This is a genomic window from Trinickia caryophylli, from assembly GCF_034424545.1.
Classification (GTDB): domain Bacteria; phylum Pseudomonadota; class Gammaproteobacteria; order Burkholderiales; family Burkholderiaceae; genus Trinickia; species Trinickia caryophylli.
Genome location: NZ_CP139970.1, coordinates 2,977,529 through 2,991,218, shown reverse-complemented (window position 1 = coordinate 2,991,218; position 13,690 = coordinate 2,977,529). Strand labels below are relative to the sequence as shown.

Genomic DNA, 13,690 nt, shown 5'->3' with positions numbered 1-13,690 from the left:
TCTTGTACGTTGTGAGGGATTGCACAGGGGTGCGGCCACGGGTGCCGCGTGATTCAGCTCATCCAGTTGCCGCCGTCCACGTTCAACGTCTGCGCAGTGATGTAGTCTGCGTCCGTCGAGGCCAGAAAGAGCGCGGCGCCGGTCAGATCGGCCGGCAAACCCATGCGCCCGAGCGGGACGGCTTCGCCGACGAGACGCTTTTTCTCGCCGACGGGCCGGTTTTCGTAGCGTGCGAAAAGCGCATCTACCTGCTCCCACATCGGGGTATCGACAACGCCCGGCGCGATGCCGTTGACGTTGATCCGGTGCGGGGCGAGCGCGAGCGCCGCCGATTGCGTGTAACTGATGACGGCCGCCTTCGTCGCGCAGTAGTGGGAAACGAGGGCTTCCCCGCGCCTGCCCGCCTGCGACGACATATTGACGATCTTGCCGCCCCGGCCCTGCTCGACCATGCGCGCGGCCACCGCCTGCATGAGGAAGAACATGCCTTTTACGTTCACGGCGAAGAGCCGGTCGAAGATTTCCCAGGATTCGTCGAGCAGCGGGCGCATGTCGAAGATGGCCGCATTGTTGAAGAGGATGTCGATCCCACCGAAACGGTCGACCGCGGTGGCGACGACGCGGCCGATGTCTTCACGCCGCGTGATGTCCGCCGTGACGGCATGCACGCGCTCACCATAGCGCTCGACGAGCGGCTGGGCGAAGGTGTCGGCGGGCTTCACGTCCACGAGCACACAGCGCGCGCCTTCCTCGAGATAGCGTTGCGCCACCGCTTCGCCGATGCCGCTGGCCGCGCCAGTCAGGATCGCCACCTTTTCGTGCAGTCTCACGAATCGTCTCCGTTGGGTAATGAATTGACCCGTATTGATTTCTCTGCCGCTCATCGCGCGAGCGATCGCCCAGCACGCGAGCATTTGCTCGTCTTGTGGTCGAATGATCGGATACGCGCCGGGGCCTGTCAAGGTTGGCGAGGCGGTTTTCGATGGTGCGATGCGAGAGGGTTTACACGTATCGCGAGTGAAGGAGGCAATCCCAATCTGACGGTAGATTGGTGGCTCGGAACGCCTGCCCGGGGGGCTGTTTCGCTCGAAGGTGAGAAGGCGTGAGGCTCGGCGGCGATGTCGAACCGCCCGACGCGGCGTGCCGCCCAGCGCTTCGCTATGCCGACTGCCCCATGACATCGTCCATCAGCGGGACGACCGCAAGCGCGACGAGAATCGTGGCGAGCGGCAGCGTGGAGACGAATCCGAGGTGCTTGAAGCCGATGGCGCCGGCCAGGCCGCCACCCACGAACGCCGCGAGCAGCGATGCCAGCAGTGCAAGGCGCTGGCGGTCGCAGCGCACGAACGCCGCATCGTTCATCGAGCCGCTGCGCGCGCTGTTCCAATAGATGAGCTTGCCGAGTTCGATGCCGATGTCGGTCACGAGCCCCGTCACGTGGGTCGTGCGAATCTCCGCCTTCGAGATCTTCGTGATCATGGCGTTCTGCAAGCCCATCACATAGCAAAGCAGCGCCACGGTAGCGGGCACGAACAGCACCCGGTGGCCCTCGAGATTGGAGCCGAGCAGCCCGAAGATCAGCAGCAGACTCGCCTCCAACAGCAGCGGCATCGCATACAGGCTGCGCAGCTCGCGCCGCCGCCCCCAATTGATCATGACGGCCGAGGTAGCGGCACCGACGAGGAACGACACGAGGGATGCGAGCCCCGCCGCGGCCATGCCGATGTCACCGACCGCGACACTGTCGGGCATCGACGAGACGATACCCGACATATGCGACGTATATTGGCCAACGGCCAGAAAACCGCCGGCGTTGGCCGCGCCGGCGACGAAGGCGAGCGAACGCCCCAGCCGGCGGTTGGTCTCGACTGTGCGCTCGGGCGCGGTGAATCCGCGCAGATAGTGAATAGGCATGCTGATCGGTTCGCGTCACGCAAGTGCACGCTGCCCGCGCGCGCTTCGCGCCATACCGGCCGCGAGAAGCGCAGCGAAAGCGAGTGGGGTTCCGATCGTAGCACGCGACGGCATGCCGCGCTCAGACGAAGCCGAGCGACAACGCCCGCGCGTGGTGCGCGAGATGATCTTCGATGAAGGTCGAAATGAAATAGTAGCCGTGGTCGTAGCCCTCGTGGCGGCGCATCGTCAACGGCTGCCCGGCCTTCAGGCACGCGGCCTCGAACGCATCCGGGTGCAACTGCTCCACACGGAATTTGTCGGCGAGGCCCTGGTCGATCAAAATGCCGTCCTCGAAACGCGCCGCATCGGCGCGCGCGACGAGCTCGCTTGCGTCATATTGTCGCCACGCCTCGCGATCCTCGCCGAGATACCCCGAGAACGCCTTTTCGCCCCAGGGGCAGCGCATCGGCGCGGCAATCGGCGCGAATGCCGACACGGACCGATAAAGGCCCGGATTGCGCAATGCAAGTACGAGCGCGCCGTGGCCGCCCATCGAATGGCCGAAGATGCCAAGGCGCGCGCCGTCGATCGGCAACTCCGCCAGCACCGTTTCGCGCAGTTCGTCGCGCACGTAAGAGTACATGCGGTAGTGCTTCGACCACGGATCGCGCGTGGCATCGACGTAAAAGCCGGCCCCGACGCCGAAATCCCACGCATCCGCCTCGCCTTCGATCCCGGCACCGCGCGGGCTCGTATCGGGTGCGACAAGCGCGATGCCGAGCCGCGCCGCGACCCGCTGAGCGCCCGCCTTGATCGCGAACGTCTCCTCCGTGCAGGTGAGCCCCGCCAGATAGAAGAGTGCGGGCACGCGCCCATGCTGCGCCTGCGGCGGCAGATAGACGGAAAACCGCATCGGCAGGCCGATCGTCTTCGATTCGTGCTGGTAAAAGCGTTGCACGCCGCCATGGCACGCGTGCGAAGCGGTGGGTTCGAGCATCGTGCGCCTCCTGTGTAGCCTCAGTAGAGAACGACCGAGCGGATAGATTCGCCCTTTTTCATCAGATCGAAGCCCTCGTTGATGCGCTCGAGCGGCAACGTGTGCGTGATGAGATCGTCGATGTTGAGCTTGCCGTCCATGTACCAGTCGACGATCTTCGGCACGTCGGTGCGCCCGCGCGCGCCGCCGAAGGCCGAGCCTTTCCATTCGCGCCCCGTCACGAGCTGGAATGGCCGCGTGCTGATTTCCTGGCCCGCGGCCGCCACGCCGATGATGATCGACTGGCCCCAGCCCTTGTGGCAGCACTCGAGCGCCTGACGCATCGTCGTGACATTGCCGATGCACTCGAACGAATAGTCCGCGCCGCCGTCGGTCAACTGGACGATATGATCGACCACGTTGCCGACCTCGCTCGGATTCACGAAGTCGGTCATGCCGAACTGCCTGGCGAGCGGCACGCGCGCCGGGTTCAGATCGACGCCGATGATCTTGTTCGCGCCGACCATCTTCGCGCCCTGGATCACGTTCAGGCCGATGCCGCCCAACCCGAACACGACCACGTTCGCGCCCGCTTCCACCTTGGCCGTGAAGATCACGGCGCCCACGCCTGTCGTCACGCCGCAGCCGATGTAGCAGACCTTGTCGAACGGGGCATCCTCGCGGATCTTCGCCAGCGCGATTTCGGGCACCACGATGTAGTTGGAGAACGTCGACGTGCCCATGTAGTGAAAGATCGGCTTGCCGTCGAGCGAGAAGCGCGAGGTCGCGTCGGGCATGAGTCCCTTGCCCTGCGTCGCACGAATCTTCTGGCAGAGGTTCGTCTTGCGCGACAGGCAGAACTTGCATTCGCGGCATTCCGGCGTGTAAAGCGGAATGACGTGGTCGCCCTTTTTGAGGCTGCCCACGCCCGGGCCGACGTCGACGACCACGCCCGCCCCCTCGTGGCCCAGGATGGCCGGGAAGATGCCTTCCGGATCCGCGCCGGAAAGCGTGTAGTAGTCAGTGTGGCAGATGCCCGTGGCCTTTACCTCGATCAGCACTTCGCCCGCCCGCGGCCCGGCGAGATCCACTTCCTCGATCGTGAGCGGCTCACCGGCCTTCCACGCCACTGCTGCTTTCGTCTTCATCGATGCTGGCTCCTTGTATCGCGAACTGAACTGAACTGAACTGAACTGAACCGAACCGAAACCGAATCGAATTCGATGATTCATGCGGTGATCGGCAAGCCGGACATGATCGCCGAAAACCGAGGTCCGCTGCACACATACGAGCGCGTGCATTGCCGATATTTCGTCAAAGCGGCTGCTCGGCGAACCACGATTCGGTGCGTCCGTATAGATCCAGAAAGCGCGCATAGCGTGCTGCCAGCGCGGCGTCGCCGCGCGGCTCCGCCACCCGCGACGCAGGCGGCGCCAGCGCCGGGAGGTCCGCCTCGCGCCAATGGCCATACGCCAGCCCGGCGACGATCGCCGCACCGCGTGCGCCGACGTTCGGGCAATCCACGGCGTCGAGATCGGCGTCGAGCGCATCCGCCAACAACTGGCGCCAGCGCGGGTCCACCGACCCGCCGCCCGCCAGACGCAGCCGCCGGACGCCGGACGCTCGTACATCGGACCCGCCGGTGCCGGCACTCGCCCGGATCGCATCGAGCCCGGCACGCAGCGAAAAGGCGACTCCCTCGAACGCCGCGCGCATCATCGAGCCCCGCGTGTCGTCGAGGCCGAGGCCCAGCCAGCCGCCGCGCGCCAACGGGTTCATCCAGGGCGAGCGCTCGCCGCTCAGGTAGGGCAGGAACGACAGCGAGGCGCCTGCCTCCGAGTGCGCGAACGCATCGTCGTAGGCCTCGGGCCACGCGCCATACGAAAGCCAGCCGCGTACGGTTTCGAGCGCCACGCCGACGTTTTGCATCGCCGCCATGCGATACCACTGCCCCGTCGCGCTCCGGTAGCGGTGCAAGCCCCGCGCGGGCGGCGGCTCGCTCGACGAGATCACCACGATCTGGCCGCCGCTGCCCGTCGTGACGAGCGCATCCCCATCGCCCACGAGGCCGCTGCCCAGTGCCGCGCTTGCCGTATCGGCGGCCCCCGTGGCCATCATGATTCCCGCCGGTAGCCCGAGCGCGCGCGCCGCCTCGCCCGACAGCTCGCCAGCCGGTACGTACGCATTCCGGTGCAGCGGCGCAAACCACCGCCCCGGCAGGCCCAGCGCGTCGATCAGCGATCGGTCCCATTCGCCGCAAGCATCGGCCAGTGCCGTTGCGCAGGCATCGGACGGGTCGGTCGCCACCGCGCCACCCAGCGCGACGCGCAGCCAGTCCTTCGGTTGCAGTGCCCAACGCGCGCGCGCGGCCGCGTCGGGCGCTTCGCGCATCGCCCAGCACAGCAGCGGCCCGGCCATGCCGGGCGCCACGGGGTTCGGCTGCGGCGCTCGCCATGCATCCATGAGACTTGCCGCACGCGTGTCGGGCCAGAGCATCGCGGGAAGCACGGCACGGCCCGCGTCGTCCGCCAGCACGACGCCATGCATCTGGCCCGCAATGCCGATTGCCGCAACCGCCTCGCGCTCGCTTCCCGGCAGCTTGTGCGCCGCCTCGACGAGCGCGCGCCACCACGCCTCGACGGGTGTTTGCGCCCAGCCGGGGTGAGGCGTCTCGACGGCATAGGCGGCACCCGACGACGCGCATTGCCGCCCTTCCCCATCGAAAATGCCGAGTTTCAACGAAGCGGTGCCGAGATCGATGCCTAGAAAACGCATGGTTGGAGGAGGTCTGTCGTAAGTTGGGTCGAGATGCTTCCGGATGACGCGGTGCGACGCCCGTGCACTCGCCGCCCGCCCGACGAGGCGCGTGCGCCCAGATGGGGCGCGGCTTCACCCGCCGCACGGTACACATCATAGCGGCTGTCGCCGCAACGGCCGGGCGTTCGCCCCGCTGGCAGCCGCCGCAGTCCTTCAGCATGGAAACGACGCGCTCCGGCTCTCCAAGATCGTTCGGCATCCTAAATTTATTCGTATTACATTTTCAGATTATTTGATTCGTACTCCGAATCAAATTTCCGGATCGTTTCATCGCACGTTTATTCGTCAAATTGAGCCTGTTTACCGCCTTACATCACAACATGACATAACAGCGAGCGGCACTATGATTCGTCATCCGATGTAATCAGACAGATAGGTATTCGCACCTATGAAAGGGTCGCAAACGTTTGCCGTAAACAAGATCGGAGAGGTGCTCTGGCCTCCCGGTTCTTCGAAGCGGCGAAGCGGCCGGCTTCGGACTTATCTTTAGGAGTCATCCATGCTGCGTTTCATTCAGTTCCTCTCGCGCGACGAGCGCGGCGTCAGCGCGCTCGAGTATTCGGTCCTGGCCGGCATCGTCGTCGTGGCGGTTGCGGCGGCCGGCGCCATCTTCGGCGGCACCAACGGTTTGCCCGAGTTGTTCTCGAACATGATCTCGAAGGTCACGAGCGTCCAAACGACCGGTCACTGAGTTCGGGCCTGCGTGCAGCGCGCCCGCAGGTGCCGCAGGTGCGCTATGCGCACGAGCGAAAGAGTGGGCGGCGATCCGCGTTTCGTCTAAGGCAAATACGATGGATGCGACAAGAATCGCTGCCTGCACCGTGCTTGCGGTGCTCGCGCTTTACGACCTGCGCGCGCGCAGGCTACCGAATGCGGCTGTCGTGGTGTTCGCGCTGCTCTACTTCGTCGATGCGGCGTTTGCCGGCTCGGCACGCGCGGCGCTCATCGCGCACTTTGCGACGGGCGTCGCCGCGCTGGCGACGGCGGCCTTGTTGTTTCGCCTCGGCTGGCTCGGCGGCGGCGACGTCAAACTCGCGGCCGCGGTCTTCCTTTGGTCGGGCCCCGCCCAAGCGGCGCGGGTCCTGTTCGTGATTTCCGTGTCGGGATCGATGATCGGCCTGCTCGTGCTGGCCGCGGGCCGGCTCTCGCGCCGCAGCCCGCGGGCGCAGCGGCGCCTGGCCTGGCTCGCGCCGGAACGCGGCGTGCCCTACGGGATCGCCCTCGCACTCGGCGGCGCGCTGGCACTTGCGCTCGCGCCCGATGCGATCGAGGCGCACCGCATGCTCGCCTCGGCGCTCGCACAGTCGCGGCTTCCATAAAGATCGGCCGCCACCATGAAAAACATTCTCAAACTCGCTGCACTCGTCGTCGTGGCCGCCATCGGCGCTTTCGTCATGCGCGCGCTCTTCGTCGCCGCTTCTCGCCCCGGCCCGGCTGCGCCCGCACGGGTGGAACACGTGCGCGCCGCCGCGGCCGATCTGCCCGACGGGCTGCTCCTGCGCGACAGCGATCTCGTCTGGAAAGACGTGCCGCGCGCCGAGATTCCCGCCGGCGCCCTCGTTCAAAGCCAGGCAGGCGAGAACGACCTGAAAGGCGACCTGCTGCGTCACGCCGTGCGCGCGGGCACGCCGCTCGGCGCATCCGACGTGATCTCGCCGAATTCGCCCGGCTTTCTCGCCGCCGCGCTCAAGCCGGGCATGCGCGCGATTTCCGTCGCCATAGACGACGTTTCCGGCAATGCCGGACTGATTCAACCCGGTGACTATGTCGACGTGCTGCTCACGCAGCAGCTTCATGCATTGACCGGTGCACCCGTGGAGCCGCAGCGTTCGGTCGAGTCCGAAACGGTGGCCGATCGCGTACGCGTGCTCGCCGTCGGCTCGGCCTTCCATCGCCCCAAGGACGATGCCGCCGCCGCCAACACCCGGGCACGCACGGTCACCTTCGAAGTCACGCCCAAAGGCGCGCAAGTGATCACCGTTGCCTCGCATCTGGGCTCGCTCTCGCTCGCCTTGCGCAGCTTCGCGACGCGCGAGCGGCAGGCCCCGGGCGCCGACGCACCGGCCGAAACGCTCGCGGCCCCCGTTTGGGCCGGCGACGTCTCGCGCGGACTGCGTAGCGCGGAGCCTTTGGCAGCCGCGGCGGTGACCGCCGGGCGCGGCCGCGGCACGCCTGCGCGGGCCGCCGCGGAGCCGCGCTCGGTCATCGTCTATCGCGGCTCGAAGCAAGGCGAAGCGGGCGGCGCAACAGCGCCGGGCTTGCCCGCCGGCTTGCCGCCGCTACCGTCGGGCGCGCCCCCCGTTGCACCGGCCGCCGCCGGCGCAACGCCGCAGCCCGCTGCTTAGGATTGCTCACATGTTCGACAGGATGCCTCGCTTTTCTCTCGCGCCCGTTCGCCGCGCCGCGACAGGCGGATGCCGTACGCGCCTTGCCCGCTATCTGGTCGCGGCCGTGTTTGCCGCGGCGTTCGCGCCCATGGTGCCCGTCGCTCACGCCGCCGCGGAAGACGGCGTGGTCTCGGTGGCTGCCGGCGGCGGTGAAATGCTGAAGTTGCCGGAGCCCGCCGTGGCCGTGTTCGTCGCCGATCCCGACGTGGCCGACGTACACGTGCCGACACCGCAGACGGTGTTCGTGCTCGGCAAGCGCGCCGGCACGACCACGCTCTTCGCACTGGGCCCGAACAACCGCACGATCCTGCGCGAGACGATCCGCGTGGCCACCGACACGCAGTCGATCCAGCGGCTGCTCGACGCGCGTTTTCCGCAACTGCGGCTCACGGTGACGAGCGCCCCGGGCTCGCTGATGATTGCAGGCCGCGTGCCGAGCGCCGCCGATGCCGACGCCATTTTGCAATCGCTGACGCCATACCTGCACGAGCACGAAGAGCTCGTCAACCGGCTCGCGCTCGCGCAGCCGATCCAGGTGCATCTGCGCGTGCGCATCACGGAGGTCGATCGCAACGTCACGCAACAGCTCGGTATCAACTGGAGCGCGCTCGGCTCGGCCGGCAACTTCGTGGGCGGACTGTTCAACGGCCGCGCGATCGGGACGGCCGCATCGACGCTGCTTCCTCAGGCGGGCGCGTTTTCGATTCTGGGCGGCTACCACGCCAACAATTATTCGATCGACGGCGTGCTCGACGTGCTCGATCAGGAAGGGCTCATCACGATGCTTGCCGAGCCGAATCTGACCGCCATGTCGGGGCAGACCGCAAGCTTTCTGGCCGGCGGCGAGTTTCCGATTCCGGTGGCCCAGGACACCACGGGCGCGATCACGATCGAGTTCAAGCCATATGGCGTCTCGCTCGATTTCACGCCGACCGTGCTCGCGAACAATCGCATCAGCCTCAAGGTGCGGCCTGAAGTCAGCGAGATCGATCCGACCAATGCCGTCACCACGGGCTCGGTCAAGGTACCCGCGCTTACCGTGCGCCGCGTCGATACCACGGTGGAACTCGCGAGCGGCCAGAGCTTCGCCATCGGCGGCCTCTTGCAGAGCAAGAGCAGCGACGTACTCTCGCAGTTGCCCGGGCTCGGCCGCCTGCCCGTGCTCGGAAAGCTCTTCTCGTCGAAAAGCTACCTCAACAACAAGACCGAAGTCGTCGTCATCGTCACGCCCTATGTCGTGCAGCCTGCCGGCCCCGGGCAGTTGCGCGACGCGCTCGGCGACGTGACGCGTCCGAGCAGCGATATCGAATACGCGCTTGGCCGCGCGCTCGGCATGGATCCGATCGCCGGCGACACGCCACGGCTCGTCGGCACGGCGGGCTTCGTCTATTGAATGAACGTCGGGAGGTCCGATCGATGAATACGAGATTGATCCGCGTTGCCTGCGCCCTGTTGCTGAGCACCGCCGCCCTGCTGGCCGGTTGCATGTCGGCCCAGCCGCCGATAGGCATGCCCGACGCATCGGCGATCGGGTTCGTGCCAGGCGAGAACGGGCACGCCGTGCCGCCATCCTGCGATGCGCTGAACGAGCCGTCAGCGATGATCGATGCGGGCCAGCGGCGCCCCGGCGTCGCATTCGGCTGCGCGACCTACTCGAATCTCGCCGCGATGCTCGCGCGCCCGGCCGACCTCGTGGCGCCGCAGCCTTATGCAGGCGCCGACGCACCGCTCGCGGCCAGCGCCGTGCGCCGCTACGAGGAAGGCCGCGCCGCACCGCTCAATCCGACGTCGACGACGACGCGCCTGTCCCACTGACGCCGGTGCCGATACCAGAACCGACGGGACATACGTTACCTGCAACGCTTCAATCAATCGCTTCGACCATGGGTGCCCTGGACTTCAACGTAACGAGACGCGCGGCGCCGCCCGCGGCGGACCGGCTCGTCGCCATGCTCGCCGATGCGGGCAGCGAGGAAGTCGTGAACAACCTCCTGCTCGATCAGGGTATCGCGAATGCCTATGTCGCGCGCGGCACGCTGGACGATGCGATCGAGCTGATGCGCAACGCCGCGCGCGCGCCGCGTCATCTGCTCGTCGATGTGTCGGCGAGCGCAATGCCCGTATCCGATCTGATGCGGCTCGCCGAGGTCGTCGATCCGTCGGTAACGGTGGTCGTCGTCGGCGAGCGCAACGATGTGGGGCTCTATCGCAGCCTGCTGCGCATCGGCGTGCACGACTATCTCGTCAAGCCGCTGACCGTCGAGCTCGTGCAGCGCGCACTCGCATCGACCGACCCATCCGCCGCCGCGCGCACGGGCAAGGCACTCGGCTTCGTGGGCGCGCGCGGCGGAGTCGGCGTGACTTCGATCGCCACAGCGCTCGCACGCCACCTCGCCGACAAGACGCGGCGGCGCATCGTCTATGTCGATCTCGATCTGTACGGCGGCGCGGCCGCCTCGATGCTCGGCGTCACGTCGAACAACGGCCTCACGGAGTTGCTGCAAAACACGCAGCGGCTCGATCAGCAACTGATCAATCAGGCCGTCGTCGCCCAAAGCGACCGGCTCTTCGTATTGAGTGCCGAGTTGCCCTACGACAACGACTTTACGGTGCGGCCCGGCACCGTGGGCGAACTCGTGGCGGCGCTCAAGCATCATTTCCATTACGTCGTGCTCGATCTGCCGCAGCGCGCCGGGGCTGTGGCCGACGAGGCGCTCGACGCTTGCGCGATGGTGCACGTCGTCGCCGATCGTTCGGTCCATGCGGCCCGCGAGGCGACAAGACTGTGCCGCTTCGCCGAAGGACGTCCCGCGGACCCCGCGATCTCGGTGTTGCTCAACGAAGCGCAGGCACCCGTGCGCGGGCGCGTCGCCTCGGGCGATTTCACGCATGCGCTGGCACGTGCGTCGATTCACCCGTTCCCGTATGAACCGGAAGCGCTCGCTCTCGCCGAGAACCTCGGCGAACCGATCGCCGATTCGCGCTCGCGCTTCGCCCAAGCCGTCGTCTCGCTCGCCGACGCGGTGACGGGCGGCGACACGGTGGCCGCACCCACGGCGCGCTGGTACGAGAAGCTGCTGCCGGCACGGAGGAAGCCATGATGTTCGGCCGCCGCAATCAGATGCCGGCTTCCTCGTCGTACGCCCGGCTCGAAGACGAAACGGAGCTGGCGCTCGCGACGGAGCAAGCGGCATCGGCCGAGCACGCGAGCGCCGATGCCGGTGCGCACGACGGCGCATGCCTGCCCGCGCCCGGCGCGGCTCCGGCCACGCCGCCTGCCGCCGCGCCTATCGTGCCGGCCGCCCTCGCGCCGGCTGGCCCGTCAGCGCCTGCGCCGTCGGCCGACCGACACGAAGCGCTCGTACGTTCGGATACCTTCAAGACCATTCGGCAGGCCGTCTTCGCGTCGATGAACATGTCGGCCGCACTGATGATGTCGCGCAGCGAGGTGCGCGAGGGCATCGAGCAGATCGCGGCCGATACGATCGTGCGCGATCGCCTGACGTTGACGCTCGCGGAGCAGATGCTCATCGTCGACGAGATCGTGAACGACATGTTCGGCGTGGGTCCGATCGAGCCGTTGCTCGCCGACGAGCGCGTGACCGACATTCTCGTCAACGGCCCCGATCAGATCTACGCCGAGCGCAGTGGCAAGCTCGAACTCACGCCGCTCAAGTTCCGCGACAACGCGCACGTCGTCAACGTGGCGCAGCGCATCGCGGCGGCGGTGGGCCGCCGCGTCGACGAAAGCAGCCCGATGGTCGACGCGCGCCTCGCCGACGGCAGCCGCGTGAACGTCGTGCTGCCGCCAATCGCGCTGCGCGGCGCATCGATTTCGATCCGCAAGTTCGCCAAGCGCAACATCACGCTCGCGCGCATGGCGCAGCAAGGCAATATCTCGCCAGCGATGGTGGAGGTGCTGCGCATCGCCAGTGCCTGCCGCCTGAACATCGTGATCTCGGGCGGCACGGGCTCGGGCAAGACGACGCTGCTCAACGCGCTCTCGAACTTCATCGATTCGCACGAGCGCATCGTCACGATCGAAGACGCGGCCGAATTGCAGCTGCAACAGCCGCACGTGGTCAGCCTGGAGACGCGGCCGGAAAACAGCGAGGGCCTGGGCGGCATCTCGCAGCGCGACCTCGTGCGCAACGCGCTGCGCATGCGCCCGGACCGCATCATCCTCGGCGAGACGCGCGGCACCGAAGCGTTCGACGTGCTGCAGGCGATGAACACGGGCCACGACGGCTCGATGACGACGATCCACGCGAATACGCCGCGCGATGCAATCACACGCCTGGAGAGCATGGTCATGATGGCCAACGGCAATCTGCCGCTCGTCTCGATCCGGCGCCAGATCGCGAGCGCGGTGCACATGATCCTGCAGGTGGAGCGCATGCGCGACGGCGTGCGCCGCGTCACGCGCGTGACCGAGATCTCGGGCATGGAAGGCGACATCGTCATCACGCAGGATCTCTTCACGTTCCGCTTCAACCCGAACGCCTATGACGAGCAGGTGCACGGCGCGTTCGAATGCTCGTCGCTGCGGCCCGCGTTCGCGCAGCGCGCGGCCTACTACGGGTTCGAGGATGCATTGATCGAGGCCATGCAGCCATGACGCCCGCCGATATCGTCGCCGCCGGTTCGTTCTTCGCGATCGTCGTGATGGGCCTCTTCGTGCGCGCGCTGCGCGAGATCGCACGTCAGCGGCCCAATGCGCGGATCAAGGCACGCATCGACACGCTGCGCGACGACAGACGCGAGGCAAAATCCACTCGTCCCGAGAAGACCTCGAAGCATCAGCTTTTCAGTCTCGAGCGTGCGCGCGGCGACGCTGGAGCGTGGCAGGCGTGGTTCGCGGCCTGGCGCGAGCGCGTACGCACCGTCGCCGGGCGCAGCGGCATGCGCACGATTGCACTCGCGGCCGCGCTTGCCTTCGTCGTCACGCTCGCCGCCGTATCGTTGCTGCAGCTCGCGCTCGTATTGCGCGTAGTGCTGCCCGCCGTCGCAAGTCTCGTTGCCGCGCGCAGTACCTATGGCTGGCTCGTTGCGCGCTTCAAGCTGCGCTTTCTGTCCGTGTTTCCCGATACCCTCGACCTCATCATTCGCGCGGTGCGCGCCGGCATACCGGCCGTGCAGGCGATCTGCACGGCCGGCGTCGAAGCGGAGGAGCCCGTGCGCTCGACATTCCGCACGATGGGCGATGCGCTGCTCGTCGGCGCCGAAGTGAAGGAAGTGCTCGAGCAGGCGGCTCGCCGGCTGCAGCTTGCCGATTTCTCGTTTTTCACCGTCTGCTTGATTCTGCAGCGCGAAACGGGGGGCAATCTGGCCGATACGCTCGAGAACCTTGCCGGCATCGTACGCTCGCGGCGCGACATTCGCGCGAAGACAAAAGCGCTCACGGCCGAGGGCCGCATCGCCAGCAAAATCATCTCGGCCGTGCCGTTCGCGATCATGGCCTTTCTCTCGGTGGTGAACCGGCCCTACGTTGCGCTGCTGTTCAACACGCGCGCGGGCCACAAGATGCTCACGCTCGCCGCCGTGCTGCTCACGATCGGCCTGCTGCTGATCCGCAAGATCTCCAACCTGGACACGTCACGATGATGGCCACCGA

General features: G+C 67.0%; 13 protein-coding genes. 8 read left to right on the top strand and 5 right to left on the bottom strand.

The features are described 5' to 3' along the window. Positions 1–53 precede the first annotated feature (53 nt). From U0034_RS13510 to U0034_RS13490, 5 genes are all read right to left on the bottom strand, one after another. Positions 54–830 (bottom strand): L-iditol 2-dehydrogenase, encoded by a 777-nt coding sequence (locus U0034_RS13510; RefSeq protein ID WP_102623103.1) that lies wholly within the window; start codon positions 828–830, stop codon positions 54–56. A gap of 328 nt (positions 831–1,158) precedes the next feature. After that, entirely contained in the window at positions 1,159–1,914 is a 756-nt protein-coding gene (locus tag U0034_RS13505; protein ID WP_085228088.1) for a YoaK family protein, read from the bottom strand. A 121-nt stretch (positions 1,915–2,035) separates the two neighbouring features. Beyond that, a complete protein-coding gene (gene fghA, locus U0034_RS13500; RefSeq protein WP_085228087.1) occupies positions 2,036–2,893 on the bottom strand; it encodes an S-formylglutathione hydrolase in 858 nt (285 codons plus the stop codon). A gap of 20 nt (positions 2,894–2,913) precedes the next feature. Then, positions 2,914–4,020: an S-(hydroxymethyl)glutathione dehydrogenase/class III alcohol dehydrogenase gene (locus U0034_RS13495; RefSeq protein WP_085228140.1), complete on the bottom strand. Its 1,107-nt coding sequence runs from the start codon at positions 4,018–4,020 to the stop codon at positions 2,914–2,916. Between the two features lie 166 nt (positions 4,021–4,186). Continuing rightward, positions 4,187–5,647 carry a xylulokinase gene (locus U0034_RS13490; RefSeq protein WP_085228086.1) on the bottom strand — a complete coding sequence of 487 codons (1,461 nt, stop codon included), beginning with the start codon at positions 5,645–5,647 and terminating at the stop codon, positions 4,187–4,189. Between the two features lie 541 nt (positions 5,648–6,188). On the opposite strand from U0034_RS13490, the gene U0034_RS13485 reads away from it, so the two are divergent. The 8 genes from U0034_RS13485 (at position 6,189) to U0034_RS13450 (ending at position 13,680) form a co-directional block, all read left to right on the top strand. Next, positions 6,189–6,380 carry a Flp family type IVb pilin gene (locus tag U0034_RS13485; protein WP_085228085.1) on the top strand — a complete coding sequence of 64 codons (192 nt, stop codon included), beginning with the start codon at positions 6,189–6,191 and terminating at the stop codon, positions 6,378–6,380. A 100-nt stretch (positions 6,381–6,480) separates the two neighbouring features. Next, positions 6,481–7,008 carry an A24 family peptidase gene (locus tag U0034_RS13480; protein WP_085228084.1) on the top strand — a complete coding sequence of 176 codons (528 nt, stop codon included), beginning with the start codon at positions 6,481–6,483 and terminating at the stop codon, positions 7,006–7,008. A gap of 15 nt (positions 7,009–7,023) precedes the next feature. Next, positions 7,024–8,034 (top strand): Flp pilus assembly protein CpaB, encoded by a 1,011-nt coding sequence (gene cpaB / locus U0034_RS13475; protein WP_085228083.1) that lies wholly within the window; start codon positions 7,024–7,026, stop codon positions 8,032–8,034. A 10-nt stretch (positions 8,035–8,044) separates the two neighbouring features. Next, positions 8,045–9,469 (top strand): type II and III secretion system protein family protein, encoded by a 1,425-nt coding sequence (locus tag U0034_RS13470; RefSeq protein ID WP_085228082.1) that lies wholly within the window; start codon positions 8,045–8,047, stop codon positions 9,467–9,469. A gap of 23 nt (positions 9,470–9,492) precedes the next feature. After that, entirely contained in the window at positions 9,493–9,891 is a 399-nt protein-coding gene (locus U0034_RS13465; RefSeq protein WP_085228081.1) for a CpaD family pilus assembly lipoprotein, read from the top strand. Between the two features lie 68 nt (positions 9,892–9,959). Beyond that, a complete protein-coding gene (locus tag U0034_RS13460; protein ID WP_085228080.1) occupies positions 9,960–11,177 on the top strand; it encodes an AAA family ATPase in 1,218 nt (405 codons plus the stop codon). Continuing rightward, positions 11,177–12,694 (top strand): CpaF family protein, encoded by a 1,518-nt coding sequence (locus tag U0034_RS13455; RefSeq protein WP_085228139.1) that lies wholly within the window; start codon positions 11,177–11,179, stop codon positions 12,692–12,694. The genes U0034_RS13460 and U0034_RS13455 overlap by 1 nt, the downstream gene beginning before the upstream one ends. Continuing rightward, positions 12,691–13,680, top strand: a complete 990-nt coding sequence (locus tag U0034_RS13450; RefSeq protein ID WP_085228079.1) for a type II secretion system F family protein — start codon at positions 12,691–12,693, stop codon at positions 13,678–13,680. Before U0034_RS13455 ends, U0034_RS13450 begins: the two co-directional genes overlap by 4 nt. Positions 13,681–13,690 lie beyond the last annotated feature (10 nt).